Annotated in this window: 23 protein-coding genes and 1 pseudogene; 8 read left to right on the top strand and 16 right to left on the bottom strand. The window is 74.5% G+C overall.

What is annotated here, in order from left to right; genetic code table 11:
* Window positions 1–67 precede the first annotated feature (67 nt).
* The 5 genes and pseudogenes from ACPXCB_RS29240 to ACPXCB_RS29220 all read right to left on the bottom strand — a co-directional run.
* Window positions 68–496, bottom strand: a pseudogene (locus tag ACPXCB_RS29240) (MFS transporter); the annotation flags it as partial.
* Entirely contained in the window at window positions 493–1065 is a 573-nt protein-coding gene (locus ACPXCB_RS29235; protein WP_425879146.1) for an ArsR/SmtB family transcription factor, read from the bottom strand. The pseudogene ACPXCB_RS29240 and the gene ACPXCB_RS29235, both read right to left, overlap by 4 nt.
* A gap of 74 nt (window positions 1066–1139) precedes the next feature.
* Window positions 1140–2006 carry a hypothetical protein gene (locus tag ACPXCB_RS29230; RefSeq protein ID WP_425879145.1) on the bottom strand — a complete coding sequence of 289 codons (867 nt, stop codon included), beginning with the start codon at window positions 2004–2006 and terminating at the stop codon, window positions 1140–1142.
* A gap of 148 nt (window positions 2007–2154) precedes the next feature.
* Window positions 2155–3837, bottom strand: coding sequence for a CocE/NonD family hydrolase (locus tag ACPXCB_RS29225; protein WP_425879144.1), 1683 nt, complete (start codon window positions 3835–3837; stop codon window positions 2155–2157).
* A gap of 4 nt (window positions 3838–3841) precedes the next feature.
* Window positions 3842–4357, bottom strand: coding sequence for a MarR family winged helix-turn-helix transcriptional regulator (locus ACPXCB_RS29220; RefSeq protein WP_425879143.1), 516 nt, complete (start codon window positions 4355–4357; stop codon window positions 3842–3844).
* Window positions 4358–4526: 169 nt separating this feature from the next.
* On the opposite strand from ACPXCB_RS29220, the gene ACPXCB_RS29215 reads away from it, so the two are divergent.
* Complete coding sequence (locus ACPXCB_RS29215; protein WP_425879141.1) at window positions 4527–6662, top strand: MMPL family transporter; 2136 nt, start codon at window positions 4527–4529, stop codon at window positions 6660–6662.
* 130 nt (window positions 6663–6792) lie between these two features.
* Here ACPXCB_RS29215 and ACPXCB_RS29210 read toward each other — a convergent pair whose 3' ends face one another.
* Window positions 6793–8190, bottom strand: coding sequence for a DedA family protein (locus ACPXCB_RS29210; RefSeq protein WP_425879139.1), 1398 nt, complete (start codon window positions 8188–8190; stop codon window positions 6793–6795).
* Between the two features lie 137 nt (window positions 8191–8327).
* Here ACPXCB_RS29210 and typA point away from each other — a divergent pair, with 137 nt between their 5' ends.
* Window positions 8328–10196, top strand: a complete 1869-nt coding sequence (typA, locus tag ACPXCB_RS29205; RefSeq protein WP_425879138.1) for a translational GTPase TypA — start codon at window positions 8328–8330, stop codon at window positions 10194–10196.
* 197 nt (window positions 10197–10393) lie between these two features.
* Here typA and ACPXCB_RS29200 read toward each other — a convergent pair whose 3' ends face one another.
* On the bottom strand, window positions 10394–11059 hold the full coding sequence (locus ACPXCB_RS29200; RefSeq protein WP_425879137.1) for a class I SAM-dependent methyltransferase: 666 nt from the start codon (window positions 11057–11059) through the stop codon (window positions 10394–10396).
* Window positions 11060–11124: 65 nt separating this feature from the next.
* Between ACPXCB_RS29200 and ACPXCB_RS29195 the strand changes: the two genes are divergently transcribed.
* Complete coding sequence (locus ACPXCB_RS29195) at window positions 11125–11985, top strand: serine hydrolase (RefSeq protein WP_425879135.1); 861 nt, start codon at window positions 11125–11127, stop codon at window positions 11983–11985.
* 4 nt (window positions 11986–11989) lie between these two features.
* Here ACPXCB_RS29195 and ACPXCB_RS29190 read toward each other — a convergent pair whose 3' ends face one another.
* A complete protein-coding gene (locus tag ACPXCB_RS29190; RefSeq protein ID WP_425879134.1) occupies window positions 11990–12787 on the bottom strand; it encodes a tyrosine-protein phosphatase in 798 nt (265 codons plus the stop codon).
* Between the two features lie 125 nt (window positions 12788–12912).
* Between ACPXCB_RS29190 and ACPXCB_RS29185 the strand changes: the two genes are divergently transcribed.
* The gene (locus ACPXCB_RS29185; protein WP_425879132.1) at window positions 12913–14010 is read left to right on the top strand and encodes a mandelate racemase/muconate lactonizing enzyme family protein; all 1098 of its coding nucleotides are present in this window, start codon (window positions 12913–12915) and stop codon (window positions 14008–14010) included.
* Between the two features lie 58 nt (window positions 14011–14068).
* On the top strand, window positions 14069–14986 hold the full coding sequence (locus tag ACPXCB_RS29180) for an NlpC/P60 family protein (RefSeq protein WP_425879130.1): 918 nt from the start codon (window positions 14069–14071) through the stop codon (window positions 14984–14986).
* Window positions 14987–15050: 64 nt separating this feature from the next.
* Here ACPXCB_RS29180 and ACPXCB_RS29175 read toward each other — a convergent pair whose 3' ends face one another.
* From ACPXCB_RS29175 to pnuC, 3 genes are all read right to left on the bottom strand, one after another.
* The gene (locus ACPXCB_RS29175; protein ID WP_357579239.1) at window positions 15051–16052 is read right to left on the bottom strand and encodes a TerC family protein; all 1002 of its coding nucleotides are present in this window, start codon (window positions 16050–16052) and stop codon (window positions 15051–15053) included.
* A 344-nt stretch (window positions 16053–16396) separates the two neighbouring features.
* Window positions 16397–17545 (bottom strand): AAA family ATPase, encoded by a 1149-nt coding sequence (locus ACPXCB_RS29170; protein WP_425879128.1) that lies wholly within the window; start codon window positions 17543–17545, stop codon window positions 16397–16399.
* A gap of 5 nt (window positions 17546–17550) precedes the next feature.
* Window positions 17551–18204, bottom strand: coding sequence for a nicotinamide riboside transporter PnuC (pnuC, locus tag ACPXCB_RS29165; protein WP_425879126.1), 654 nt, complete (start codon window positions 18202–18204; stop codon window positions 17551–17553).
* 100 nt (window positions 18205–18304) lie between these two features.
* Here pnuC and ACPXCB_RS29160 point away from each other — a divergent pair, with 100 nt between their 5' ends.
* Entirely contained in the window at window positions 18305–18598 is a 294-nt protein-coding gene (locus ACPXCB_RS29160) for an antibiotic biosynthesis monooxygenase family protein (protein WP_132240368.1), read from the top strand.
* A 136-nt stretch (window positions 18599–18734) separates the two neighbouring features.
* Entirely contained in the window at window positions 18735–19493 is a 759-nt protein-coding gene (locus ACPXCB_RS29155; protein WP_425879124.1) for an SDR family oxidoreductase, read from the top strand.
* Between the two features lie 7 nt (window positions 19494–19500).
* On the opposite strand, the gene ACPXCB_RS29150 is transcribed toward ACPXCB_RS29155, so the two are convergent.
* From ACPXCB_RS29150 to uvrB, 4 genes are all read right to left on the bottom strand, one after another.
* Window positions 19501–20361 carry a helix-turn-helix domain-containing protein gene (locus ACPXCB_RS29150; protein WP_425879122.1) on the bottom strand — a complete coding sequence of 287 codons (861 nt, stop codon included), beginning with the start codon at window positions 20359–20361 and terminating at the stop codon, window positions 19501–19503.
* A gap of 120 nt (window positions 20362–20481) precedes the next feature.
* Window positions 20482–20850: a VOC family protein gene (locus ACPXCB_RS29145; RefSeq protein ID WP_425879120.1), complete on the bottom strand. Its 369-nt coding sequence runs from the start codon at window positions 20848–20850 to the stop codon at window positions 20482–20484.
* Window positions 20851–20874: 24 nt separating this feature from the next.
* Window positions 20875–21744, bottom strand: coding sequence for a helix-turn-helix domain-containing protein (locus tag ACPXCB_RS29140; protein WP_425879119.1), 870 nt, complete (start codon window positions 21742–21744; stop codon window positions 20875–20877).
* A gap of 78 nt (window positions 21745–21822) precedes the next feature.
* Window positions 21823–23931 (bottom strand): excinuclease ABC subunit UvrB, encoded by a 2109-nt coding sequence (gene uvrB / locus ACPXCB_RS29135; RefSeq protein ID WP_425879118.1) that lies wholly within the window; start codon window positions 23929–23931, stop codon window positions 21823–21825.
* Window positions 23932–24229: 298 nt separating this feature from the next.
* Between uvrB and ACPXCB_RS29130 the strand changes: the two genes are divergently transcribed.
* Window positions 24230–25681: a hypothetical protein gene (locus ACPXCB_RS29130; protein WP_425879116.1), complete on the top strand. Its 1452-nt coding sequence runs from the start codon at window positions 24230–24232 to the stop codon at window positions 25679–25681.
* Between the two features lie 4 nt (window positions 25682–25685).
* Here the strand turns inward: ACPXCB_RS29130 and coaE are convergent, their stop codons facing one another.
* Window positions 25686–26867, bottom strand: a complete 1182-nt coding sequence (gene coaE, locus ACPXCB_RS29125) for a dephospho-CoA kinase (protein WP_425879115.1) — start codon at window positions 26865–26867, stop codon at window positions 25686–25688.
* Window positions 26868–26901 lie beyond the last annotated feature (34 nt).

Below are 26901 nucleotides of genomic sequence, written 5' to 3'. Positions count from 1 at the left end.
CCCGGGCCAGCCCGGCGCCCAACGCGACCACCAGCAACTGCGTCACGGTCAGCACGCCGAGCACGGCGGCGGCGGGGACGCTGAGGAACAGCAGTGCGGAGACCAGGTCGCAGGCGATCATCACCGGCCGGCGCGGCAACCGGTCCACCCAGGCGCCGGCCGGCAGGCCGACGAGCAGCCACGGCAGCCAGGCGGCGGCGGTGAGCACCGCGACGCCGAAGGTGCTGGCGTCGAGCACGGTCACCGCGACCAGGGGCAGCGCCACGGCGGTGACGTTGCTGCCGACGGCGCTGGCCGTCTGCCCGGCCCAGAGCAGCCGGAAGTCCCGGTGCCGCAGCAGCCCTCCCCGGGGCGCCGCCGCTGCCGCCGGCCGATCGGCGGGCCGTACCGCCGGGCCGGTCGCGGGGTCGGCGGCCGGGCGGCGCGCGTCTGCCGGCGGGGCGGCCGGGGCGGCGGCGGTACGGGTCGGCGGGGTGGTGCCGGCGGGCGGCGTCACGGCGTGGCCGGGATCCCGTAGGCGAACAGGAAGACCGGCTCGCGTTTCCGCCCGTCGTCGGGCACGTCCCGGTCGCCCCACCGGGCGAGCACCTCGTTCAGCTCGCCGGCCAGCTGGGCGAGTTCGGCGTCGGTCAGGTGCAGCCAGCGGTCCGTGGAGAACGGTCCCTGCGACCAGGCGGCCCGGCTGGCCTCGTCGGTGGCGTGCCACGCGCGGGCGAGGGCGACGTGCCGGTCCAGGTTGAGCGAGGTGGCGGCGTCGGCGACGGCCCGGGCGGCGGGGTCGTCGAAGTCCGACTGGGACCAGCGGACGCCCCGGGTGACCAGGCGCCACCAGCGTTCCCGCCGGTCGCGGGCCAGCTCGGGCGCCTCCTCGACGAGCTCGGCGCCGGCCAGCACCTTGAGGTGGTGGCTGACGTTCGCCGGTGCCTGTGCGGTCCGCTCGGCGAGCAGGCCGACGGTGGACGGACCGTGCACCTTGAGCACGTCCATCAACCGGCGGCGCAGCGGATGGGACAGCGCGGCGAGCACCCGCGAGTCGGTCACGTGGCGTACGTCGGGGATCGTCATGCCGCCAGCCTGACACCGGCAACGACGGTTGCGCAACAGTTATTGCGCAACTGCCGTTGCCAACTCGGTGCGGGTCAGGCGGCGAGGCGCCGGGCCAGCTCGTCGGCGACCTGCTCGGCGATGGTGGCGGGGATCGCTGCGGCGATCTTCTCGGGCGTCAGCGCGGCGAGGACTCCCGTCACGATGGCCTGCTCGTCCGTGAAGTCCTTGTCAGACAGCGCGTTGAGCTGGACGGTCAACGCGTCCAGGCGCTGCATCGCGTAGTCCAGCTTGGCCACCAGGCTGTTGCTGGCCGCCGCAGGGCCGCCCGCGTCGGGGTCGACGCTGCGCCCCATGCTCGACCCGCCCAGGAACATGCCGGCGTAGATGCTGTTGATCTTGCTTTCGGCCTCGGCGCTCATGTCGTCCTCCAGGAGTCCAATGGTCGTCAGGTAGCGGCGGAACAGCGGGGTCTGGTCCCGGTTCGCCTTGATCGAGTCGCGGAAGAAGCTGAAGTGGGTGTGCCACAGGTGGGAGCTGGCCCCGCTCGTCCGCTTGCGCAGGCGGTCCCACCGCCGGACGACCTTGCCGTCCGGGGAGTAGATGACCTCGCGGAGGTCCCGGCTGTCCGGGGTGCCCGCGGTGCACTGCGCGACGCACCAGGTGGAGAAGCTGCGGAGGTCGTGCGCGCGCCCTCCGACGTCGACCCGGAAGAGGCCGACGTCGAGCGCCGCCGCGTCGAGGGTCAGGCCGGAGGAGTCCCGGGGCGATTCGACGACGGAGTAGTCCCCGGGCACCACCCGGTCGGAGCCGCAGTGGTAGCCGCCCCGGTGGGCGGGGTCGCCGACGATGCCGACCTCGGCGGGTTCGAGGTCCTGGTCGCGGACGGTGTCGGGGTCGACGTTGAGGTGGTTGAGCAGCAGGCGGCGGACGGCCAACAGGTTTTGCGGTGCCCGCGTCATGGGTTCCCCCTCGGGGGTGATTCGGAGGCCGGGCACGGCGGTGACACCGCGTAGGCGGTGCGGGAGGTTCATGCGCGGGCCCGACCGGCTGGTGCACAGCGTCGGGCAGTGGCCCAACCATAGCTCCATAGATTGATGAATGCCCAGCTCAGGGCAGGTTTTTTCCGCCGACAGACAGTTGTGACCCGGGCGTCAGGATCGGTAGGACCACAGCAGAGGGACATTGTGGATCGTGCAGGATCTCCCGCCATCCGGCACGCAGGGTGACTGCCGTACCTAGGGGCTCGCCGGTGCCGGGGTTGCGCGCGTAGCGGGGATAGGCGCCGCCGGAGACCTGCAGCCGCAGCCGGTGCCCCGGCGCGAACCGGTGCGCCGTGGGCCAGAGCTCCACCGGCACACGCACCACGCCGGCCGCGTCGGCGGGGAACCGGTCGGGCGCGACCCGGACCAGACCGTCGCAGACGTTCCAGGACCGGCCGCGCCGGTCCACGTCGCACAGCCGCACGAAGACGTCCAGGTGGGACAGCTCGCTGCGCAGGTGGATCTCGGCGCGTACCGGACCGATCACCTCGACGGGCGCGTCGAGCGGGGCGCTGGTAAAGGTGAGCACGTCGGGCCGGGCCTCGACCGGGCGGTTGTCCACCGGCCCGGCCCGCTGGGCGACCAGCAGCGGCCCGCCGAGCGAGGGCGTCGGGTCGGCCGGGTCGTAGTGGAAGCCGTCCGGCGCGGACGGGACCGGCGCGGCGGTGCTCAGCCCGCCCGCCGGGTGCAGGTGCCACGGGGTCGGCACCGCCGGGGGCGGCCAGTCGGGCAGGTCCCGCCAGCCGCCACCGGCGCCGCCGACGTACACCCGCACGGGGGCCGCCGCGCCGGCACCGGCCGGCCGCCCGGCGAGGTGGGCGTCGAGGTGGTCCAGCCCGTCGCGCAGCGCGGCGAGGAAGAGCCCGGGGCTGCCGTGGGTCCAGGGGCCGACGGTCAGCCGGGGCCGGGCGCCGGCCGCGCGCAGCGTCGCGAAGTCGCGCAGTTGGGCCGGCAGGAAGATGTCATGCCAGCCGCTCACCATCGCCACCGGCGCGTGGACCTCGGCGATCCGGTCGCCGAAGACGCGCGTACGCCAGTAGCCGGCGTCCGGGGTGTGATGGCGCAGCCACTCCTGGAAGAACGGCACGGTGACGCCGGTGGCCACCCGGTCCGCCTCGGCCAGCGGCAGGTGGGCCAGCGCCGCGACCAGCCGGGGCTGGCCGCGCTTGAGTTCCCACTGCCGGGCCAGCCACGGCACGGTCTGCGCCTGGAGCAGCTCGGCCCAGGTGAGCACGGTGTCGAGGGCGAAGGACTCCCCGGCGTACGTCGAGTCGCGGGTGCCCGAGGCGGTCACCACCGCGACCATCGCGCGCAGCTCCTCCCCGGCGTCGGCGGCCAGGGCCCACTGCACGAAGCCCTGGTAGCTGGCGCCGAACATGCCGAACGCGCCGGACCACCAGGGTTGGCGGCGCAGCCAGTCGAGGGTGTCGAGGCCGTCCTCGCGCTCGTGCACCAGCGGGGCGAAGGTGCCGCCGGAGCCGAACGTGCCGCGGCAGGACTGGATCACCACGTGGAAGCCGCGTTCGGCGGCGAGCCGGCCGAGCAGCCGCATGGGTCCGCCCCGCCCGTACGGGGTGCGGATCAGCACGGTCGGCGCGCCGGGCAGGGCCGGGGCGTAGTGGTCGGTGCGCAGCGGCACGCCGTCGCGTACCCGCACCGCGACGCCCCGGGTGAGGGTGACCCGACGGGTGCGCGCGGGCGGCAACCGCAGCGCAGCGGTGGCGAGGCGGGCTGCCAGCCGGTCGAGCACGACGTCAGCCGTTCGCGCGCCGGGCCGGCTCGACGCGGGCGGCGCGCACCGCGTCCCGGTGCTCCCCCATCGAGGCGGTCATCGCGGTCATGAACCGGTGCACCACCTCCAGCTCGTCGTCGCTGAAGTCGGCCATCACGTCGTCGGTGCGCCGGCCCAGGGGCCGGAAGAACTCCATGGCCAGCGCGGCGCCCTGCTCGGCGTAGTGCAGGAAGACCTTGCGCCGGTCGGTGGTGTCGCGGTCGCGGCGGATGTGTCCGGCGCGCTCCAGCCGGTCGATCAGGGCGGTGACCGAGCCGGACGACAGGTTGAGCGCCTCGCCCAGGCGGCCGGGGGTGATCGGCCGGCCGACCAGCTCGGCGTCCATCACCGCGATCAGCGCCTGCAGGTCGGTGGCGTTGAGCCCGTGCAGGGCGGCGAAGGCGTGCCCGATGTGCTGCGCGTCGACCGAGTAGCGCCGCAGCCCGGTGCCGATCTCGGCGACCAGTCGCTCGCGGCGCGTGGCGCGCCGCCGGTACATGCCGTGACCTGCCACGTCGGTCGCCGCCTCCCGCCTGTCCGTTCCGGTTGCAGCATAACTCAGCAGTCGATAATCTCGTTTATCAAGATACTCGACGGTCGACCCTTTGAGTCGTTCGCGAGGTCTTGACCGTCGAAGGAAATCCGTCGAGAGACCGTGAGGGCATCCGATGTCAGTGTTCACCCGCGTGGCGCGCGGACGGCTCGCCGCGTGGCTCACCGTGGCCGCCGCGATCGTGTTCGGGGCGGCCGTCTTCGTGCTGCCCAAGCCCGACAACCCGGCGGCCGTCTCCGCCACCGGCCTGTCGGTGGAGTGGCAGTCGACCCAGGTGGAGCGCCTCCAGGACCAACTGCCCTCCCGCGACGTCCAGCCGGCGATCGTCGTGGTCAGCCGCGCCGACCGGGCCGCTCTCACCGAGGCCGACCGCGCGGCCCTCACCGGCCAGTCGGGCGACCTCGGCCAGTTCGCCGTCGGCGGGCGCGTCAGCCCGCCGCAGGTCTCCCCCGACGGCACCGTCGCGCTCGTCGCCGTGCCGCTGTCCACCGCCGGCGGGCAGGAGGCGGTCGCGGAGCGGATCGACCAGCTCCGCGCGTCCCTGGACGACGCGCCGGCCGGGTTGACCGTGGAGGTCACCGGCGGGCCCGCCTTCGCCACCGACCTGACGAAGGTCTTCGCCGGCGCCGACACCACGCTGCTGGCCGTCACCGCCGGCGTCGTGGCGCTGCTGCTGCTCATCACCTACCGCAGCCCGTTCCTGTGGATCGTGCCGCTCGTCGTCGTCGCGGCGACGGAGCAGCTCACGCTGCGCGCCCTCGACACGGTCGTCCCGGCCGTCGGCATCAACCTGCCCGGCGGCGCCGTCACCGGCATCGCCAGCGTCCTCGTCTTCGGCGCCGCCACCAACTACGCGCTGCTGCTCATCGCCCGCTACCGCGAGGAGCTACGCCGCGAGGAGGACCGCTTCGTGGCGATGCGCGCCGCGCTGCGGCGGGTCGCCGAGCCCATCCTCGCCAGCGGCTCCACCGTCGTCCTCGGCGTGCTCACCCTGCTGCTGTCGGAGCAGGAGCTCAACCGCGCCCTCGCCGTGGCCTGCGCCACGGGTGTCGTCCTCGCCATGCTCTCGGCGCTGTTCGTCCTCCCCGCGGTCCTGGTGATCTGCGGGCGCGGCCTGTTCTGGCCGTTCGTGCCCCGGGTCGGCGGGGAGATCCGCGAGGGCCGGCTGTGGGGCCGGCTCGGCGCCGCCGTCGAGCGCCGTCCCGTGCCGGTCGCGCTGCTCGCGACGCTGCTGCTCGCCGGGCTCGCCCTCGGCGGGCTGGGCATCCGCACCGGCCTGTCGGAGACCGAGCAGTTCCGGGTCAAGCCGGAGGCGGTCGCCGGCGCGGAGACCCTCGCGCGGTCCTTCCCCGCCGGCACGACCCAGCCGGTCGCCGTGCTCACCACCCCCTCGGCGGTGCGGGCCGTCGCGGCCACCGCCGCCGGGGTCCCCGGCGTCGCCTCCGCGCGTCCCGGTGAGGCCGGCGCGCAGGTCGCCCAGGTCGACGTCGTGCTGGAGGCCGAGCCCGGGACCGAGGCGGCGAGCCGGGCCGTCGAGGCGCTGCGGGACGCGGTCGCGGCGGTCCCCGGCTCCGCCCCGCCCGCGGTCGAGGGCGCGCCCGCGTTCGACGGCGCGGTGGTCGGCGGCAACGTCGCGGCCACCTACGACGAGAACGAGGCCAACGGCAGGGACCTGCGGCTGATCCTGCCGATCATCCTGCTGCTCGTCGGCGCGGTGCTGGTGCTGCTCCTGCGCGGCCTGGTCGCCCCGCTGCTGCTGGTGCTCACCGTGATCGCGTCGTTCTTCGCCAGCATCGGCGCGTCGTGGCTGCTCTTCGACCACGTGCTCGACATGCCGGCGCTCGACAGCGGCGTCCTGCTGCTGGCCTTCGTGTTCCTCGTGGCGCTCGGCGTGGACTACAACATCTTCCTCGTCACCCGGGCCCGCGAGGACGCCCGGCGCAGCGGCACCCGCGCCGGGATGCTCTCGGCCCTGCGGGTCACCGGCGGCGTCATCACCAGCGCCGGTGTCCTGCTCGCCGCGGTCTTCGCGGTCCTCGGCGTCCTGCCGCTGATCCTGCTGACCCAGATCGGGATCATCGTCTGCATCGGCGTCCTGCTGGACACCCTGCTCGTGCGGACGGTCCTGGTGCCGGCGCTGGCGTTCACGCTCGGCGACCGCTTCTGGTGGCCGGGACGGGTCGCGCGCAGGCCCGCCGGGGACGGCGACGACGCGCCGACGGGACGCGATCAGGTAACCACCCGGGACTGACCGGCCCGCCGGAACGGGGCCGTGGCGCCACCGCCACGGCCCCGTCGCGCGCCCCGGGCACGCCGACCGCCGCGCCGTGAACGCCGGTGGGGGCGAACCTCCTGCGCGGCTCGGCGATGGCGGAGGCGGCTCACGCGTCGGCGCGGGCCGCCACCGGTTCGGGCTCGGCCACGTCGCCGCCCGCCGCCCTGTCACGGGTGGCCCAGGCGACCACGAACAACGCCGTCCAGGCCACCCCGAGCAGCACCGCCGTGGCGCTGCCGCTGGCGGTGCTCAGCCCCAGGTAGAGGCGGGCGCCGACGATGCCGACCACGCCGGCCGCCGCGGCCGTCCAGGCGGCCACCGCCACCGGCCAGCGCGCCCCCCGGGACAGCAGCCAGGCCAGGGTGCAGAGGCTGGCCGCCACCACGGCGTTCTGCGTCGGGAACAGGGCCGCGGCCCCGCCGGCCGGCCCGCCCGCCGTCGGTCCGGCCAGGTCGACCACCACGGCCAGCACCACCAGCGGCACGAACGCCCCGACCGTGCCGACCACGCTGAGCAAATCCGCCCGCCAGGGCCGGTGCCGCCAGGCCAGCACCGCCGCGACGACGGCCACCAGCACGATCAGCGCCGATCCGCGCAGCGCCGAGACCACCGCGAGCGTGACGTCGACCGCCCCGGGCGTACGCCGGTCGGCGAACCAGTCGGCGATCGCGCTGTCGAGCACCGCGAGGCCACTGTGCCGGACCACCGCCCCGAGCACCCAGGCGATGGCGAGCCCGGCCAGGAAGAGCAGCAGCAGGCCCACGACCAGGTTGATCAGCAGCGTCCAGGCCGGCCCGACGTGCATGGCGAGCAGGAAGAACAGCACCCCGTACCGGCTGCTGAGCCAGCGCACCGGCCGCAGTCCCGCCGCCCGGGACGCCAGCGCCCGGGCCGGATCCGGGTTGCGGCCCAGCCACCGCCCCGCCAGCACCACCGCGACCAGCGCGGCCACCAGCACCAGCACCGCGCCGGTGGCCCGCCCGAGCAGCCGGGAGACCGTCTCGTACGACTCGCCGGCCAGGTTGCCGACGAGCACCGAGCCGCCCACCCAGGTCACCACCCCGGCCATGTTCCACGGCGCGAACCGCCGGTACGGCATCCCGGCCGCCCCGGCCAGCCGGGGCACCAGGGTGCGGGCGAAGGCCACCCAGCGGGCGGTGAGCACCCCGCGCCCGCCCAGCCGGCCGAGCATCGCGTCCGCCCGGCTCCACCGCTCGTGACCCACCCGCGCGCCCAGCCGGCCCGCGCGCAGCCGGGGCCCGTGCCGCCGGCCCGCCCGGTACGCCAGTGTGTCGCCGATCACTGCTGCAACGATCATCACCAACAGCGCCGGTACGAGCCGCAGCGTCCCCGCGTACGCTAGGAAGCCGACCAGCAACAGGGTCGCCTCGCCCGGCACCAGCAGACCGAAGATCACGGCGGTCTCCCCCGCGACGACAATCGCGGCGATCACATAGATCAGCAGGGGCGGCAGGCCCTGCAGCGAGGTCAGCAGGTCGTGCATCGGGCCCCCATTCCCACGGGGGTCAGCATGCCAGGCGCTGAAACGGTCGGAACATCAGTTCCGGCAGAGATCCGGGTCATCTGGGGGTAACACCCCCCGACGCGTGCCCGGCAACCGCAGACAGGAGTATGGAGGGTATGCAGCTTCGCACCGACCTCCGCAACGTCGCCATCATCGCCCACGTCGACCACGGCAAGACGACCCTGGTCGACGCCATGTTGCGGCAGGCCGGCGCCTACGGCGCCCGCGGCGAGGTAACCGAACGGGTCATGGACTCGATGGACCTCGAACGGGAAAAGGGCATCACCATCCTGGCCAAGAACACCGGCGTGCGGTACATGCCGGCCGACGGCTCCGACCCGGTGACCATCAACATCATCGACACCCCCGGCCACGCCGACTTCGGCGGCGAGGTCGAACGCGGCCTGACCATGGTCGACGGCGTGGTGCTGCTGGTGGACGCCAGTGAGGGCCCCCTGCCGCAGACCCGGTTCGTGCTCCGCAAGGCGCTCAAGGCGCGCATGCCGATCATCCTGGTGATCAACAAGGTGGACCGCCCCGACGCCCGGATCAAGGAGGTCGTGGACGACACCTACGAGCTCTTCCTCGACCTGGACGCCGACGAGGAGCAGATCGACTTCCCGATCGTCTACGCCTGCGCCCGCGACGGCATCGCCTCGCTGACCCAGCCCGCCGACGGCTCGGTCCCCGACGACAGCAGCAGCCTGGAGCCCCTGTTCCGCACCCTGCTGGACACCATCCCGCCGCCCTCGTACGAGGAGGAGGCGCCGCTGCAGGCGCACGTCACCAACCTCGACGCCTCCCCGTTCCTCGGCCGGCTGGCGCTGTGCCGGGTGCGGCAGGGCACCATCAACAAGGGCCAGACGGTGGCCTGGTGCCGCACCGACGGCAGCACCCAGCGGGTCCGCATCTCCGAGCTGCTGATGACCGAGGGCCTGGAGCGCAAGCCGGCCGACTCGGCGGGCCCCGGCGACATCATCGCCGTCGCCGGCATCCCCGAGATCATGATCGGTGAGACCCTGGCCGACGCGGAGGACCCGCGCCCGCTGCCGCTGATCACCGTCGACGAGCCGGCCATCTCGATGACCATCGGCACCAACACCTCGCCGCTGGTCGGCCGGGTCAAGGGCGCCAAGGTCACCGCCCGGATGGTCAAGGACCGGCTCGACAAGGAGCTGGTCGGCAACGTGTCGCTGCGGGTGCTGCCCACCGAGCGCCCCGACGCGTGGGAGGTGCAGGGCCGTGGCGAGCTGGCGCTGGCCATCCTGGTGGAGCAGATGCGCCGCGAGTCGTTCGAGCTGACCGTCGGCAAGCCGCAGGTCGTCACCCGGGAGATCGACGGCAAGACCTGCGAGCCGGTCGAGCGGCTCACCATCGACGCCCCGGAGGAGTACCTCGGCGCGATCACCCAGCTGCTGGCGACCCGCAAGGGCCGGATGGAGCAGCTGGTCAACCACGGCACCGGCTGGATCCGGATGGAGTGGCTGGTCCCGGCCCGGGGCCTGATCGGCTTCCGCACCGAGTTCCTCACCGACACCCGGGGCACCGGCATCCTGCACCACGTCTTCGAGTCGTACGAGCCGTGGTTCGGCGAGCTGCGCACCCGCAACAACGGCTCGCTGGTCGCCGACCGGTCCGGCGCCGTCACGTCGTTCGCCATGATCAACCTGCAGGAGCGCGGCCAGCTCTTCGTCGACCCGACCACCGAGGTGTACGAGGGCATGATCGTCGGGGAGAACTCCCGCTCCGACGACATGGACGTCAACATCACCAAGGAGAAGAAGCTCACCAACATGCGCGCGTCGACCTCCGACGAGACCGAGAAGCTGATCCCGCCGCGCAAGCTGTCGCTGGAGCAGGCCCTCGAGTTCTGCCGCGAGGACGAGTGCGTCGAGGTGACCCCGGTCGCCATCCGGATCCGCAAGGTGGTGCTCGACCAGCAGCTCCGCGGTCGGGCCGCCGCCCGCCGCAAGCACGCCGGCTGACGTACGACGGCAGTCTCTCCCGGAGCCCGGACCGCGCCACGCGGTCCGGGCTCCGCCCGTCAGGGCCCCGGCGGCGTGGGTGCTGCTCCGTCGCCGCCCCGGACCACGTCAGGCGGGGCGGCGTGGGCGTCAGGCCAGGGGGCGGCGCGGGCGCCAGGCAGCCGGCGCGGGCGTCAGGCCAGGGGGCGGCGCGGGCGTCAGGCGGGGCGGGTGGCGAGGAAGGCGAACAGGTCGGGCACCCGGCCGGACCCCGCCTCGGTGGTGCGGACCAGCGTCAGGCCGGCGTCGGTGACCGCGTTGAGCAGGCCGGCCATCGGGACGTGCCAGGCGCCGACGCGCACCCGCACCCCGTGCGGCGACCAGGCCCGGAAGCTGCGCTCCCGGTCGGCGTAGCCGCCGTCGATCACGATCCGCGCCGGATCGGAGCGGTCGGCGAACGCCCCCACGAAACACGGGTGCACCCCCACGTGCACGAACCGCCCACCGGGCGCGAGCACCCGCGCCGCCTCGGCGATCACCGCCGCGTAGTCGGGCACGTCGGTGTGGGCCAGCACGCACGCCACCGCCGACACCGAGGCGTCGGCCACCGGCAGCGCCGCCGCGTCGGCACGGGCCACCGGCAGGCGCGCGCGGGCGTGCCGCAGCTGCCCGCCGGAGAGGTCCATCCCCACCGGATCCCAGCCCAGCCGGCGCAGCTCCGCCGCCTGGAGCCCCGTGCCGCAGCACAGGTCGAGGCAGCGGCCGGGGCCGGGACCGAGCAGGTCGCGGAGTTGGCCGCGGACCCGGGTCATGTAGTCGCTGGACGTGTCGGTGGCGAACGCCTCGTACCAGTCGGCGTGCGCGTCGTAGGCGGCAACCGTCATCCCCGCACGGTACGGCCGAACGCCCCGACCCGCCGCCCCGTCGGCGATCCGTTACGGTCAGCCGCATGACCTGGGACGAGCTCGACGCCCATCTGGACGGGGTGCCCGGCACGGTGTCGGCGTACGTGGGGCGGGTCGGCGCCACCCCCACCTGGACCCGGCACGCCGACGCGACCCACTACGCGGCCAGCACCATGAAGGCAGCGGTGCTCGTCGCGCTGCACCGCGCCGCCGAGGCCGGCGCCCTCGACCTGGACGCCCCGGTGCCGGTGCGCAACGAGTTCGACTCGGCGCTGCCCGGCGCGCCCCGGTTCTCCTGCGCCCGGCACTACGACAACGACGAGGCGGTCTGGGAGCGCGTCGGCGCCGAGGCGACACTGCGCTGGCTCGCCCACCGCATGATCGTCCGCTCCAGCAACCTCGCCACCAACCTGGTCATCGGCCACGTCGGACTGCCGGCGGTGGCACGGGTGTGGGACCTCGCCGGGGCCCGGCACAGCGTCACCGGCCGCGGCATCGAGGACTTCGCGGCCCGCGAGGCGGGCGTCACCAACCTCGTCACCGCCGCCGACCTCGCCGCGTTGCTCGGTGCGCTGGCTGCCGGCGCGGACACCCCGGGTCCGCTGGCCTCGCCGGCCGGCTGCGCCGCCATGCTCGACGTGCTGTTCGCCCAGGAACACCGCGAGGACCTGGCCGCCGGGCTGCCCGAGGGCACCCGCATCGCGCACAAGAACGGCTGGGTGCGCGGCGTGCGGCACGGCGCCGGGGTGGTCTTCCCCGACGACGCGCCGCCGTACGCCGTCGTCGTCTGCACCACCACCGACCTCGCCGACGGCGGCCCCAGCGGCGAGGAGGACGACGACGCCTGCCGGCTGATCGCCCGGGTGTCCGCCGCCGCCTGGGCCGCCCGGCGCGACCTGACCTGAGGCCTTACTCCAGCAGGTGTGCCCGCAGCGCCGTCACCAGGTCGTCGGTCACGCCGAGCCCGTCGCGCAGGTACGCGCCGAACGACCCGTGCGCCCGGCGCACCTCCGCGTACGCGGCGTCCAGGTACTCCTCGCGCACTTCCAGCACCGGGCGCACCGCCTCGACGTCCAGTTCCGGCATCCGCCGCCGCATCGCCTCCAGCAGGACCTCCCGCAGGCTCTCGGTCAGCCGGTTGTTCGCCAGGTAGTCCGCCCGGATCGCCGCCTCGTCCACGCCGAGCGCGCTGAGCAGCAGCACCGTCAACCAGCCCGTGCGGTCCTTCCCCGCCGAGCAGTGGTAGACCAGCGGCAGGTTCTCCGCCTGGGCCGCCAGCCGCACCGCCGTGCCGAAGTTCGCCCGCGCCGACTCCCCGCTGACGAACCAGCGGTAGATCGCCGCCATCGCCGCCGGCGTGCCCTGCTCCGCCAGGCCCGCGTACGCGCCCAGGTCGTGCCCGAGCAGCACCGCCGAGACGTACGTGAAGACGGGGTGCTCGGCGTCGTGCACCGGCAGGTGCACCACCCGCGGCTGACCGGTCAGCCGGTCCGGTGGGGCGACCGCCGTCTCCGAGTGGTCCCGCAGGTCGACCACGCAGGCCGGGCCGAGCTTGGCCAGCACCGGCAGGTCCTCGTCGGTCAGCCGACCCAGCGCCGGCGTGCGGATCAGCGCCCCCGGGCGCACCCTCCGGCCGTCGGCGCCGACCAGGCCGCCGAGGTCCCGCGCGTTCGGCGCGCCCACCAGTTCCCAGTCCCGCCCGCTCATGCCGGCGCTCCGCTGCGCCCCGTGCCGCCACGGGGCACCACCGCCCCGCGCCCGATGATTCGCCCGATCCGCTCGCTCATGCCGGCCTCCCCTTCGCCTGCCCGTGCCCGTATAGGGTGCCGCACATGACGATCGCGGCGGTACGCACCCACCGGCTCTCTGCGCCCCTGCACACGCCGTTCGTGACCGCGCTGCGCCGCACCACCACCGTGGAGACCCTGGTCGTGGAGGTGGTCGATGCCGACGGGCGGTCCGGCTTCGGCGAGGCGCCGCAGGTGTGGCAGGTCACCGGGGCGTCGGTCGCCGGTTCCGAGGCGTGCGTCCGCGAACTGCTCGGCCCGGCGCTCACCGGCCGCGACGCCGACGACCTGGTGGCCCGCTGCACCGAGGTGCAACGGGCGGTCGTCGGCAACGAGGCGGCCAAGGCGGCCGTCGACGTCGCGCTGCACGACCTGGCCGCGCGGCGGCTCGGCGTACCGCTGGTGCGGCTGCTCGGGGGCACCGCCCTGCGGGTGCCCACGGACGTCACGCTCGCCGCGGGCGACGCGGTGGACCTGGCGGCGGCGGCCCGGCAGCGGCGGGCGGAGGGCTTCGGCGTGCTGAAGCTGAAGGTGGGCACCGACGCGGCCGGCGACCTGGAGCGGGTCCGCGCGGTGCGTGCCGCCGTCGGCGACGGGGTCCGCATCCGGCTGGACGCCAACCAGGGCTGGACCCCGCGCGAGGCGGTCCGGGTGATCCGGGGCGTCGAGGACGCCGGGCTGGACGTGGAACTGGTCGAGCAGCCGGTCGCCCGCTGGGACCTGGACGGGCTGGCCTGGGTCAGCGACCGGGTGGACGTGCCGATCCTCGCCGACGAGTCGGTCTTCGGCGTCCGCGACCTGGTCGAGGTGATCCGCCGCCGGGCCGCCGACATGGTCAACGTCAAGCTCGCCAAGTGCGGCGGCCTGCATCCGGCCCGGACGCTGCTCGACCTCGCCGCCGCGCACGGCCTCGGCACCGTCGTCGGGTCGATGATGGAGAGCCAGGTGGGCATCGGCGCCGCCGCGAGCCTGGTGGGCGCCTACGGCACCACCGCGGTGGCCGACCTGGACGCCGCCTGGTGGCTGGCCTGGTCGCCGGTGCGCGGCGGCCTGCGGTACGACGGTGCCACCGTCGTGCTGCCGGACGCGCCGGGCCTGGGCATCAGCTCCGTGACTGAAGTAAAGATGCAGACTGCCGGTTGATGCTCGTCGAAAACTTTCATATGGTCGCGGGGACATTCGGCGCGAGCTGGGGGTGGACGTGGAGCTGCAACCGGGCCGGGAGGCCGTGGTCCGGGTCGCGGTCGCGACCCTCTGGAGCTGCCCCGAGGCGGTACGACCCGTCGACGGCCCCGCCCTGGCCGCGCGTACGGACATCGCCGCCTGGATCTCCGGCATGGACACCGACCAGCAGGTCGGCGACTGCGTACTGAGCCAACTGCTGCTCGGCGAGCGGGTGCTGGTCACCGAAGTGCGCCCGGACGGCTGGGCCCACGTGGTGGCGGTCGAGCAGCCGGCCCCCCGGCTGCACCCGCGCGGCTACCCCGGCTGGCTGCCCGCCGAGCAGCTGGTCGCCGGGGCCGGCGCCCCCGAGGCGGACCCGCTCGTGGTCGACGCCACCGTCACCGCGCTGCGTGACGCGCCGGGCGGCGCCGAACTGCTGTCCGGGGTGATCCTGGGCACCCGGCTGATCCCGGCCGGGTCGGCGGTCGACGGCTGGCAGCCGGTGCACGCGCCCGGCCACTCCGCGCCGCTCTGGCTGCCCGCCGGCGACGCGGTGCCGGTGCCCACCGCGCCTCCGTCGGCCGAGGAGGTGCTGGCCGTCGCGCAGCGCCTTATCGACGTCGTCTACATCTGGGGCGGGGTGTCGGCGTACGGCATCGACTGCTCCGGCCTGGTCCACCTGGCCTGGCGGCGGCTCGGCGTGCTGCTGCCGCGCGACGCCAGCGACCAGGCGACGGTGACCACGCCGGTGCCGCTGGGCGCGGAACGCCCCGGCGACCTCTACTTCTTCGCCCGCCCCGGGCGGCGGATCCACCACATCGGGATCGTCACCGCCGACCCGCGCCCCGGCGACGACCGGCGGATGCTGCACGCCTGCTACCTGCAACGCCGGGTGCTGGAGGAGCGACTGCCCGACGAGCGCACCGCCACCCTGGTCGGCGTGCACCGCGTCTGACCCGCGTACGGCACGAGAGGGGGCGCCCCGGTGGGGCGCCCCCTCTCGTCGCGTCGCGTACGCCTCAGTGGCGGGCGTCGGTCAGCACCCGCCGCCGGTCGCGGGAGGACTTGACCAGGCTGGCCACGGTGGCCACCGCGAGGGTGCCGAGGATGATCGTCAGTGAGAGCCAGATCGGGATGTGCGGAGCCCAGGAGACGTGCTCGCCGCCGTTGATGAACGGCAGCTTGTTGTCCGCGAGGGCCTCCAGCACCAGCTTGACGCCGATGAAGCCGAGCACCACGGCCAGGCCGTAGCTGAGGTAGATCAGGCGGCTGAGCAGGCCACCGAGCAGGAAGTAGAGCTGCCGCAGGCCCATCAGCGCGAAGACGTTGGCGGTGAAGACCAGGTACGGCTCCTGGGTGATGCCGAAGATCGCCGGGATCGAGTCGAGCGCGAAGATCAGGTCGGTGGTGCCGATGGCGATCATGACGATCAGCATCGGGGTGAAGATCCGCTTGCCCTTCGCCGTGTGGGTGGTCAATTTGGCGCCGTCGTAGTCCCGGGAGATCGGCAGGGCCTTGCGGCTCCACCGGATCAACAGGTTCTCGGAGAACTCGTCCTCGTCGGGCTCGCCCTGCCGGGCGAGGTTGATCGCGGTGTAGATCAGGAACGCGCCGAAGATGTAGAACACGAAGGAGAACTGGGAGATCAGCGCCGCGCCGGCCGCGATGAAGCCGCCCCGCATGACCAGCGCCAGCACGATGCCGATGAGCAGCACCTTCTGCTGGTACTGCCGGGGCACCCCGAACCGCGCCATGATGATCACGAAGACGAACAGGTTGTCGACCGAGAGGCTGTACTCGGTCAGCCAGCCGGTGTAGAACTGCCCGGCCGCGCTGGCCCCGGAGGCCAGCCAGACGCCACCGCCGAAGATCAGTGCCAGAGCGACGTAGAAGCCGACCCAGAGGCTCGACTCACGCACGCTGGGCTCGTGCGGCCGCCGACCGACGATCAGCAGATCCACGAGCAGGATCCCGGTCAGGGCGACGAGCGTCCCCACCCAGACCAGTCCGGACACGTCCAAGGTTCATTCCTCCGGCAGACACGCAACGACGGGCACACCGTACGCCCTTCGTGGACGCGGTGTGCCGGCGACGCTGACTCTGGTGACTGTCGGAGGTCTCTTCCGTCACCGTCCCCGAGGGGGCGGCGACCGACGGGCCGGGTCGTGCGTCCAGGGATCGGCGCTCGACCGTGCTGACGACTCCGTCGCGGGGGAATACTCCCCTCCTCGCCCGCCATTCTGACCCACCGCCGCCAGTGGCCGCATCCCGGGTCGTGAGTGTCCTTTCCCACCCCGACGCATCGATGCTGGTGGGCGGCGGGGCATCGAGACCGGCCGCACCATCCGTAGAGCATCCTAGGAGGCTAGTGCTCCGAATCGGGCGCGACCAGCGGATCGGCGAGCGACCAGCCCGCCGCCAGCACCGCGTCGCAGGCGGCCACCGCCCGGGCCAGGCGCCGCCGGTGCGGGCCGGCCAGCTCGACCACCGGCACCCCGCAGCCGGCCAGTTCCGCCCGGAACCGCCCCGTCATCCACGCCCGCAGGTGCTCGCCGTCGCGCAGCCCGTCGTCGTCGAAGGGCACCCCGACGTGGTCGGTCAGCAGGTACAGCGCGGGACGCCGGGCCGCCGCGCGCACCCGCGCCGACGTCGACCCCAGGTACCGCTCCTCCCAGACGGCGGTGGCCCGCGCGTCCGTGTCGCAGAACAGCAGCGGACCGCACGAGCGCGCCGCGGCGTCCTCCGCCGCCTGCTGCTCCCGGACCACCTCGGCGAAGTCGTCGCGGTCCCAGGCCACGTCGAAGACCGTGGCCGCCGGATCCCGCCCGCGCAGCCGGGCCAGCTTCCGCGCGGTCAGCTCCCGGCCGTACTCCGGGACCCAGCGGGTGCCGTAGTGCGCGGCGAGGGCGGCGGCCATCGTGGTGGTGCCGGTCGACTCCGCGCCGAGCACCACCACCCGCCGGACGAACCACGCCCGCACCGGCGCGCTGAGCCGGTCCCAGTGGCCCGCCGGGTCCGCGCGCACCGCCGTCCCCGACACGGGCACGCCGCGCCGCCCCGGATCCACGCAGACCGACGCGGCGTCGAACCGCCGGGCCAGTTCCTCGCCGTACGCCTCGGAGGAGAAGACGGCGTCCACCGGCGCCCCGCCCAGCGCCTCGCGGAACACCGCGCAGTGCAGGTCCCAGACCCCCGGGTCGGCGTAGTCCACCGGGTGGTCGTCGTACCGGCCCACGAAACGGACCCACGGGGTGCCCGCGTGCACCTCGCGCAGCCAGTCCAGCCGCAGCGCGAGCGGGATCGACTCCCGGCGGGACGGTGCCACCACCACGGTGACGGCCGCGCAGCGGGCGGCGGCGGCCTCGATCAGCGCGTGGTGGCCCGCGTGCGGCGGATAGAACTTGCCCACCACCATCGCGTGCCGGAACTCCGGCGCCGCCGGCCCGGCGCCGACGCCCGCCGCCGTCAGGCCGTCTGCGGGGCTCGCCCCGGTCACGCCGTCCGCGGGGCTCACCCCGGTCACGCCGTCGCCGGGGCCGGGCCCGGGGGCACCGGGGTCGGGGCGGCGCGGCGCCGCAGGTCCGCCCGCCACTCGCGCAGCCCGAGCACGCAGAGCCCGAGGAAGATCACGTAGAGGGCCGCCGTGAGGTACAGGCCCTTGTAGGCGTAGAGCGGGATGTAGATCAGGTCGGCGGCGATCCACAGCCACCAGCTCTCCACCCGCTTGCGGGTCTGCCCGTACGTCGCCAGCAGCGACAGCGCGGTGGTCAGCGCGTCCGGCAGCGGCACGGTGGAGTCGGTGGCCCCGTCCAGCAGCGCCCAGAGCCCGCCGGTCAGCACCACGCCCGCCGCCGCCAGCGCCCACCACTCCCCGCGCCCGGTCCGGCCGACCGTGAGCCGGGTGCGCCGCTCGCCGCCGTACAGCCACGCCCACCAGCCGTACAGGCCCAGGCCGACGTAGACGACCTGGAGGCCGGCGTCGGCGTAGAGGCCCGCCGTCCAGAACAGCAGCATCAGCAGCAGCACGTTGGCGATGCCGACCGGCCAGTTGGCGATCCGCTGCCGGGCCACCAGCCAGACGTTGAGCACCCCGGTGGCGAAGCCCAGCAGCTCCGCCCAGGTGGTGCCGGTGCCGGCCACGGTGAACGCCGTACCGGTCAGCCAGTCGATCATTCGCCTCCCCTTTCCGCGCGCCCACCCTAGATCCGCCCGGCCTGCGGGAACAGGCCCCCGCGGCGGCCGGCCCGCACGGCGGCGTGAAAGGCTGCCGGGCATGGTGCTTGAGGTCGCGCTCATCGACGTACTGCCGGGACACGAGGACGAGTTCGCCGCCGCGTACGCCAAGGGGCATCCGGTGCTCGCCGGCACGCCCGGCTGCCGGTCGGTGCGGATGACCCGGGGCGTCGAGTCCCCGAGCCGGTTCGTGCTGCTGGTCGAGTGGGACTCCGTCGAGGCGCACAACGACAACTTCCGCGCCACCGAGCGCTTCGCGCAGTGGCGGGCGCTGATCGGCCCCTACTTCGCCAACCCGCCGCTGGTCGAGCACTTCGTGGACGTGCCGGCCTGAGCTGTCGTACCCCTGTCCTAGGGTGCGCCGTGCACGCGTCGGCCGCCGGTCCCGACGGGCTCGGGGGCGCCGGGCCCGGTTGCCGCGCGGAGATATCCGCTGGCCCCCGGTCGCCGATGCCGGTTGACTGGCCACCATGACGCAGCGGGTGGCCCTCGTGACGGGCGTGAGTCGTCGGATCGGCATCGGCGCGGCGGTCGCCCGCACACTCGCCGCGGACGGCTGGCGGCTGCTGCTCACCGGCCTGCCGGAGTTCGACGACGCCCAGCCCTACGGCGGTGATCCCGAGGGCGTGCCGGCCCTGCTGGAGGAGCTGGGCGACGCCGGGCACGTCCGCGCCGACCTGCTCGACCCGGCCGCGCCCGCCGGCCTGGTCGCCGAGGCGCTACGCCGGCACGGCCGGCTCGACGCGGTGGTCGCCGTGCACGCCTACTGCACCGACACGCCGTTCGGCGCGCTGGATCCGGCCGAGATCGACCGGCACCTGCTGGTCAACGTGCGGGCCACGCTGCTGCTCGCCGAAGCGTTCGCGGGGGCGTTCACCGCCGGATCGGGTGGCCGGCTGGTGCTCTTCTCCACCGGCCAGCGCCTCGGCCCGATGCCGCAGACCCTCGCCTACGCGGTCAGCAAGGCGGCCGTGGAGAACGCGACCTTCCAGCTCTCCCCGCTGCTGATGCCACGGGGCATCACCGTCAACTGCGTCCACCCGGGCCCGACCGACACCGGATACGCCTCGCCCGAGGCGTACGCCGAGGTCGCCAAGCTCTTTCCGAGCGGACGCTGGGGCACGCCGCAGGACGCCGCCCGGCTGGTGCGGTTCCTCTGCTCGTCCGACGCCGACTGGATCACCGGTCAGGTGATCGACTCGGAGGGCGGCTTCCGCCGCCACCTGTGAGCCTGGCTCAACCGGCGGCGAGCCGGTCCAGCGCCACGAGGGTCTCCTCCGGGCCGAGGGCCGCGTCCAACAGCCAGCCGGTGAGCTGCTCGTAGCGGTCGACGTCGGCGGCCGTCACCAGCCGCACGTCGGTGGTCAGCGCCTCCAGCATCACCGTGCGCGGGTCGGCCGGGTCAGGGAACGAGTAGCAGGAGTACGGCGTGAGCGGCTGCGCCCCGCCCCGCGCGGCGACGCCCCGGGGCAGCAGCCGGATCGTCACGTGCGGCAGGGCGGCCAGCTCGACCAGGTGCCCCAGCTGCTCCCGCCACACCTGCGGCGGGGTGTCGCCGGCGTCGCAGGCCGCCTCGGCGAGCAGCGCCGTGTAACGGGGCGGGTGCGTCCGCCGCAGCACCTCGTGCCGCAGCCCCCGGGCGCGCACGTCGGCCTCCACGTCGAGGGCCGGGTCGAGCAGCCGGCCGGCGGCGATCCGCAGCCGCGCGTACGCCGGGGTCTGGAGCAGCCCCGGCACGACGGCGGGCTGCCAGTCCACGATGCTCGCCGCGCCCGCCTCCAGTTCGGCGTAGGTGCGCTGCCGCTCGCCCATCTCCCCCAGCGCCTTCCACCAGCCCCGGCTGGTGGCGGCGTCGCGGGCGATGACGATGAGCGCGTCGCGCTGCGGCGGCGGCACCTCGTAGACGTCGAGCAGGTCGAGCACGTCGGCCAGGTCCGGCCGGCTCTGCCCCAGCTCGATGCGGGACAGCTTCGAGGTGGAGGCCCAACCCAGCCGGTCGCAGACCTGTTCCAGGGTCAGCGCCTCCCGCCGGCGCAGCTGACGCAACTCGGCGCCCAGCCGGGCGCGACGAATGACCGGACTCGTTGGCAACGGCATCCCCAGCCTCCCCACCGAGGGAGAGTAGGGCAGGACGATCACTCAGCGCAATAGCTTGCTCGCGTACCGCAACTGAAGCCACTCGCCCCGGCCCCCACGCGGGTCCGCGTCGCGCGTCGGTCAGGGGCGGTACGTGCCGAACGACCAGACGTTTCCCGCCAGGTCACGGGCGGCGTAGTCGCGGGAGCCGTAGTCGGTGTCGAAGGGCTCGCGGACGATCTCGGCACCGGCCGCCCGGGCACGGGCGTGGTGCGCGTCGAGATCATCCACCGCCACGTACACCGACCACTCCTCGTCGCCGGGGCGGGGGGCGGAGTCGGGTCGTTCACCCACCATGATCATCCCAGTGTCGAGGACGAGCTCGGCGTGCGCCACGGAACCGTCGGGCGCGTCGTGGACGGCGTGCACGGTGAACCCGAACGCCGCGCAGAGCCAGTCGATGGCAGGGCGCGCGTCCCGGTAGCGGAAGATCGGGTAGATGGTTCGCATGCCCCGATTCTGCCGGTGGGACGGTCAGCCGGGATTGGACGAATGTGACCTGGCGAGCAGCGCGGCCGGGGTGTCGCCGGCGAACTCACGGAAGTCGCGGATCAGGTGGGACTGGTCGTAGTAGCCGCAGCGCACGGCCAGATCCGCCCAGCCGCCGGCCACCCCCGGGTCCTCCGCCCCGACGAGCGCCTCCGGCACGCCCGGCCCCGCGCCCAGGGCCGCGTACGCGCGGTGGAAGCGCAGCAGCCGGGCAACGGTCTTCGGTGACAGGCCGACCTCCTGGCGGAACCGCACGGCGAAGTGACGGCGGCTCCAGCCCAGCTCCTCGGCGAGCGACCCCACGCCGACCTGCCCGCCGCTGTCGGCCAGCCGCTGCCAGGCCCAGCCCAGCCGCGCGTCGACCGGGCCGGCCGTCGCCAGCCGGACGGCCAGCGCGGCGTCGAGCAGGGCGAACCGGGCCGACCAGCTCTCAGCGGCGGCGAGGCGGCACCGCAACCGGCCCCACCACCCTCCCGGCAGGTGCTCGACCGCCACCGCCCGGTTGGCCAACTCCCCGAGGGGCAGCCCGAGGATCCGCCGGGCCGCCAGCGGGGCCAGCAGCAGCTCCACCCCCTCGCCCATGCCGACGGTACGGGTCGCGCAGTAGGCGTCGAAGGTGCCGGCGACGAACGAGTCGACCCGGTAGGCGCTGCGCTCGGCGCTGCGCGGGTCGACGATGTCGAGCGGGGCGCCCCAGCCGAGGATGACCACCACGAACGCCCCGGCCACCTCCCGGCGGACGAGGGGTTGCGCCGCCCACTCCCGGTAGCCGAGGTAGCGGTCCACGAAGGGACGCAGCCGGATCTCGGGGACACCGACGACCAGTTCGCCGACCCCGCCGTCCGCCCCGCCCATCACCGACCCCCCGTCGTCACCGCAGGACTGTGCGCGTGCCGCTGCCGTTCCCGGCGCGCCACCGGCGCCGATCGGGGATCACTTCACGCCGGTGGCGTCCATGCCGCGCAGCTCCTTCTTGAGGTCGGCGACCTCGTCGCGGATCCGGGCGGCCAGCTCGAACTGGAGCTCCCGGGCCGCGGCCAGCATCTGGTCGTTGAGCTCCTGGATGAGCTGGGCCAGCTCGGCCCGGGCCATCCCCTCCCGCGCGGGCCCGGCGCCGCCGGTCCGGGCGCGGCTGCGGGTCTCCTTGACCGGCGCCTTGCCCCGGGAGAGCTGCCGCACCGCACCGCCGACCCGGCTGTTCTCGGTGTCCTCCGCCTCGCGGTAGATGTCGTCGAGAATGTCGTGGATCTTCTTGCGCAGCGGCTCGGGACTGATGCCGTGGGCCTCGTTGTGCGCGATCTGCTTGTCCCGCCGCCGGTTGGTCTCCCCGATCGCCTCGGCCATCGACGGAGTGATCTTGTCGGCGTACATGTGCACCTGACCGGAGACGTTCCGCGCCGCCCGGCCGATGGTCTGGATCAGCGACCGGCCGCTGCGCAGGAAGCCCTCCTTGTCGGCGTCGAGGATGGCCACCAGCGACACCTCCGGCAGGTCGAGACCCTCCCGGAGCAGGTTGATGCCGACCAGCACGTCGTAGTCGCCCTTGCGCAGCTCCCGCAGCAGCTCCACGCGGCGCAGCGTGTCGACCTCGGAGTGCAGGTAGCGCACCCGGATGCCGTTCTCCAGGAGGTAGTCGGACAGGTCCTCGGCCATCTTCTTGGTCAGCGTGGTGACCAGCACCCGCTCGTCGCGCTCGGTGCGCAGCTTGATCTCGTGCATGAGGTCGTCGATCTGGCCCTTGGTGGGCTTGACGACGACCTCCGGGTCGATCAGACCGGTGGGCCGGATCACCTGCTCGACGAACTCGCCCTGGGCCTGCTCCAGCTCCCACGGGCCGGGCGTCGCGGAGAGGAAGACCATCTGGCCCACCCGCTCCAGGAACTCGTCGAAGCGCAGCGGCCGGTTGTCGGCGGCGCTGGGCAGCCGGAAGCCGTGGTCGATCAGCATCCGCTTGCGGGACGCGTCGCCCTCATACATGCCGCCGATCTGCGGGATGGTCACGTGCGACTCGTCGACGACCGTCAGGAAGTCGTCGGGGAAGTAGTCGAGCAGGCAGTGCGGCGGACTGCCCGGCAGCCGGCCGTCCATGTGCATCGAGTAGTTCTCGATGCCGGAGCAGAACCCGACCTGGCGCATCATCTCGATGTCGTAGGTGGTGCGCATCCGCAGCCGCTGCGCCTCCAGCAGCTTGCCCTGCCGCTCCAGCTCGGCCAGCCGCTCGGCCAGCTCGGCCTCGATGTCGCGGATCGCCCGCTCCATCCGCTCCGGCCCGGCCGCGTAGTGGGTGGCCGGGAAGATCACCAGCCCGTCGACCTCCTTGACCACGTCGCCGGTGAGCGGGTTGAGGTAGTAGAGCTTCTCCACCTCGTCGCCGAAGAGCTCGATCCGCACGGCCAGCTCCTCGTAGGCCGGGATGATCTCCAGCGTGTCGCCGCGGACCCGGAAGGTGCCCCGGTTGAAGGCCATGTCGTTGCGCGTGTACTGGATGTCGACCAGCCGGCGCAGCAGCTGGTCGCGGTCCAGCTCCTGCCCGACCGCGACCCGCACGGCGCGGTCGAGGTATTCCTCCGGGGTGCCCAGGCCGTAGATCGCCGAGACGGTGGCCACCACGATCACGTCGCGGCGGGTGAGCAGCGACATGGTCGCCGAGTGCCGCAGCCGCTCGACCTCCTCGTTGATCGAGGAGTCCTTCTCGATGTAGGTGTCGGTCTGCGGGATGTAGGCCTCGGGCTGGTAGTAGTCGTAGTAGGAGACGAAGTATTCGACCGCGTTGTGCGGCAGCAGCTCGCTGAACTCCTTGGCCAGCTGCGCGCAGAGCGTCTTGTTGGGCGCCAGCACCAGCGTGGGCCGTTGCACCCGCTCGATCAGCCACGCGGTGGTGGCGCTCTTGCCGGTGCCGGTCGCGCCGAGCAGCACCGTGTTGCGGTCGCCGCGTCGGACCCGACGCTCCAGGTCGTCGATGGCCGCCGGCTGGTCGCCGGCCGGCTGGAACTCGCTGATGACCTGGAAACGGCCGTCGAGCCGGGGAATGTCGAGCGCCATGACCCCAACGGTACGCCGGGGGTCCGACACCGCGGCGCGACTACGCCCGGTCCGTGATCGGCTTCAATATTCGCATTGTGTGGCGCATCTCACCGGACTACGCTCTCCGTGTAGGCCGCTCGCGGCGGCCGACCGGGCAGGTGGCCAGGCCGTCACGGCCGGCCCGCCCCCGGCACAGGGTCGCAGCACCCGGCACACCCGGCGTGCGCACCCGACGTGGTCGCGCGTGAGGCGCTGACCGGCCGCCGCGAGCGCCCCTGCTCGTCACCCCACGGGGGTGAATCCCGTTCAACCTCCCGTGGAGACCTCCGCCGCCCGTTCCGGCCCGCCTGACCCGCCGCAGGGCCCGCCGACGCACGACGACGCGCACACCGGCGGCATCCCACGGGTGGTGACCGGCCGCCGGCGTACCGTCCTGCTGGTGCTCGCGGCCGTGGCCGTGCTCTCCGCCGCCGCGCTGGTCGTGGGGCTGGCGAACTGGGCGCCCGAGCGGCCGGAGCAGCCGAGGGCGCTGACGGGCGACGAGCGCGAGCGACTGGCCGCGATGCGGGTCACCAACTACCGGGACCTGCGGGCCGGGGTACGCGTCACCGCGGGCACCGGCGCGGCGCGTACCGAACTGGTCGGCTGGGTCGACTGGTCCCGGCCGCTGGTCTACCTCGACGTCGGCGGGCCCGGCGCGGGCGCCGAGCGCGGGCTGCTCCAGGCCACCCCGACGGTGGTCCTGCTGCGCCCCGACCCGACGGCGGTGCCGACCCCCGCGCCGCCCCCGCTGGTGCCGCCGGCGGACCGCTGGCGGCTGCACGACCCGCCCGCCGGACGGGGGCTGGCCGCCGTGCTCGACCTGCTCTTCCGCCTCGCCTCCGACCGCCCGGAGCCGCCGGCCGACGCCACGCGCCGGATCGGTGGGGCCACGGTCGGGGCGGCACCCGTCGACATCCTCGAGGCACCGCCGCCCGGCCCCGGCGTCCCGCCCCCGAACGGGCTCCCCCGCTACTGGCTCGACCACGACGCGCGGCTGCACCGGCTGGAGACCGGGCTGGCCGGCGTCGGCCCGGTGACCGTGCAGCTGAACCGGACCGACCGGCCCACGCTGCGGCCGGTCGACGCCCTCGGCGGCCGTCCCGGGCAGCCCCGCGCCCTGACCGCCGTCGAGCGGGGCCGGCTGGACCGGTTGCCCGCCCGGCTGCGCGCCCGTGGCGGCGCCGCCGTGGCCCTGACCGCGCCCGTCGCCGCCGCCACGAACCTGCGCGGAGCCGGCTGGGTGAGCTGGAGCGGGCGGGCGGCCTACCTGACCGTCGCCGACCTCGCCGTGCCGGAGCGCCGGACGCTGCTGCGCGTCGACGGCGCCGGCGTGCGCCGGGCGGAGGTGCCGGCCGCGACGGTCCCGGGCACCGTGGAATCGCCCGGCCGACCGCCGCTGCCGCCGCCCGCCCGGGGCTGGGGGGCCGACCCGCGGCGCGCGGGCGACCTGGGTCTGCTGCTCGACGCGGCGCTGCGGGCCGCCCGGTCGCCCGGCGGGCGGGGCGCCCCCCTGCGGGTGCGCGGCGACACCGTCGCCGGGAAGACCGTCGACGTGGTCGAACTGCGCACGTCCCGGGGGCTGCTGCGCTACTGGATCGACCGGGCCGGCGCGCTGCGCCGCCTGGAGCTGCGCACCCGCACCGGCGCCTGGGCCCAGCTCGACCTGACGCCCACCACGGTGCCCCGGCTCGTCCCACCGCCCCGGCCCCCGGGCGGGGGCCGCTGACCGGTCAGGGACGCCAGCCGGTCTGCGCCGCCCACTGCTCGGCGCGCAGGTGCTCCTCGTCGAACCACGGGTCCTTCGCGGTGGTCCAGGGGGCGCTGTCCGGGGCGGAGGCCGCCAGCTCCCGCTTCAGCGCCAGGTAGGCCGCCCGCTGGTCCGGGTCGGCACGCAGGTGGTCGCGCATCAGCAACGCGTACCGCCAGCCGGGCGCGTCGGCCGGGCGGACGTGCAGGTGCACGGGGCGGCCCGGGTCGGCGCTGCCGTGCAGCCGCTTCTCCCACCGGCCGCTGCCGGGCGGGCGGGGGTCGTCCCACCACTCGCCCGGCAGGCGTGGGAAGCCCGCCTCCGCGAGCCGTTCGGCCAGCGGTCCGTCCGCGTCGGCGAGGGTCGGGACGGTGAGCTGGATGTCGATCACGTCCCTGGCGGCGAGCCCCGGGACCGCGGTCGAGCCGATGTGGTCGATACGCAGGTCGGCGGGGGCGAGCGCGTGCCGGATCCGGGCGGCCAGCCGCGCGTACTGCTGCGGCCAGGTCGGGTCGGCCTCCGTCAGGACGACGTGCTCCGAGGGGGCCGCCCGCCGCTCGCGCAGGTTCGCCTCGTAGGGCCGCAGCCGCTCGCGCCACAGCGCGTCGACGGCCGCGTGCAGGTCGTCGAGGCTGCCGTCGTTGGTCAGCAGCACGTCCGCCGCACCCCGCCGCCGGGCGTCGTCGGCCTGCGCGGCGATCCGCCGCTCGGCCTCCGCCCGGTCCATCCCCCGGTCGCGGGCCAGCCGCGCCAACCGGGTGGCCACCTCCGTCTGCACCACGACCACCAGGTGGTACGTGGACGCGAGCCCCACCTCCACCAGCAGCGGCACGTCGTTGACCACGATCGCGTCGGGTGCCGCCGCGGCGGCCAGTTCGGCGGCGCGGGCCCGTACGCGGGGATGGGTGATCGCCTCCAGCCGGCGGCGCGCCGTCTCGTCGGCGAACACCAGCGCGCCCAGCGCCGCCCGGTCGAGGGCGCCGTCGGCGTCGAGGACCCGCTCGGAGAAGGCGGCGACGATCTCGGCCAGCCCTTCCGTGCCCGGCTCGACCACCTCCCGGGCCACCCGGTCGGAGTCGATCACCACCGCGCCGCACTCGGTCAGTCGCCTCGCCACGGCGCTCTTGCCGGACCCGATTCCTCCGGTCAGTCCCACCTTCAGCACGGCACCAGTCAACCGGACCACCACCGCGCCGCCG

The organism is Micromonospora sp. DT62 (genome assembly GCF_049847285.1).
GTDB classification, from domain to species: domain Bacteria; phylum Actinomycetota; class Actinomycetes; order Mycobacteriales; family Micromonosporaceae; genus Micromonospora; species Micromonospora reichwaldensis.
Note: the sequence above shows the minus strand (reverse complement) of the source record. Positions and strands in the feature narration are given on the sequence as shown.

What these genes read in the sequence shown, in the direction of transcription:
- ACPXCB_RS29145 (WP_425879120.1), bottom strand. Translation starts at nt 20,850, where the DNA reads ATGCGAACCATCTACCCGATCTTCCGCTACCGGGACGCGCGCCCTGCC.
- ACPXCB_RS29220 (WP_425879143.1), bottom strand. Translation starts at nt 4,357, where the DNA reads ATGTACCGGCGGCGCGCCACGCGCCGCGAGCGACTGGTCGCCGAGATC.
- ACPXCB_RS29210 (WP_425879139.1), bottom strand. Translation starts at nt 8,190, where the DNA reads ATGCACGACCTGCTGACCTCGCTGCAGGGCCTGCCGCCCCTGCTGATC.
- ACPXCB_RS29185 (WP_425879132.1), top strand. Translation starts at nt 12,913, where the DNA reads ATGACGATCGCGGCGGTACGCACCCACCGGCTCTCTGCGCCCCTGCAC.
- typA (WP_425879138.1), top strand. Translation starts at nt 8,328, where the DNA reads ATGCAGCTTCGCACCGACCTCCGCAACGTCGCCATCATCGCCCACGTC.
- ACPXCB_RS29195 (WP_425879135.1), top strand. Translation starts at nt 11,125, where the DNA reads ATGACCTGGGACGAGCTCGACGCCCATCTGGACGGGGTGCCCGGCACG.
- pnuC (WP_425879126.1), bottom strand. Translation starts at nt 18,204, where the DNA reads ATGATCGACTGGCTGACCGGTACGGCGTTCACCGTGGCCGGCACCGGC.
- ACPXCB_RS29215 (WP_425879141.1), top strand. Translation starts at nt 4,527, where the DNA reads ATGTCAGTGTTCACCCGCGTGGCGCGCGGACGGCTCGCCGCGTGGCTC.
- ACPXCB_RS29155 (WP_425879124.1), top strand. Translation starts at nt 18,735, where the DNA reads ATGACGCAGCGGGTGGCCCTCGTGACGGGCGTGAGTCGTCGGATCGGC.
- ACPXCB_RS29230 (WP_425879145.1), bottom strand. Translation starts at nt 2,006, where the DNA reads ATGACGCGGGCACCGCAAAACCTGTTGGCCGTCCGCCGCCTGCTGCTC.
- ACPXCB_RS29190 (WP_425879134.1), bottom strand. Translation starts at nt 12,787, where the DNA reads ATGAGCGGGCGGGACTGGGAACTGGTGGGCGCGCCGAACGCGCGGGAC.
- ACPXCB_RS29140 (WP_425879119.1), bottom strand. Translation starts at nt 21,744, where the DNA reads ATGGGCGGGGCGGACGGCGGGGTCGGCGAACTGGTCGTCGGTGTCCCC.
- ACPXCB_RS29150 (WP_425879122.1), bottom strand. Translation starts at nt 20,361, where the DNA reads ATGCCGTTGCCAACGAGTCCGGTCATTCGTCGCGCCCGGCTGGGCGCC.
- ACPXCB_RS29160 (WP_132240368.1), top strand. Translation starts at nt 18,305, where the DNA reads ATGGTGCTTGAGGTCGCGCTCATCGACGTACTGCCGGGACACGAGGAC.
- ACPXCB_RS29200 (WP_425879137.1), bottom strand. Translation starts at nt 11,059, where the DNA reads ATGACGGTTGCCGCCTACGACGCGCACGCCGACTGGTACGAGGCGTTC.
- ACPXCB_RS29235 (WP_425879146.1), bottom strand. Translation starts at nt 1,065, where the DNA reads ATGACGATCCCCGACGTACGCCACGTGACCGACTCGCGGGTGCTCGCC.
- uvrB (WP_425879118.1), bottom strand. Translation starts at nt 23,931, where the DNA reads ATGGCGCTCGACATTCCCCGGCTCGACGGCCGTTTCCAGGTCATCAGC.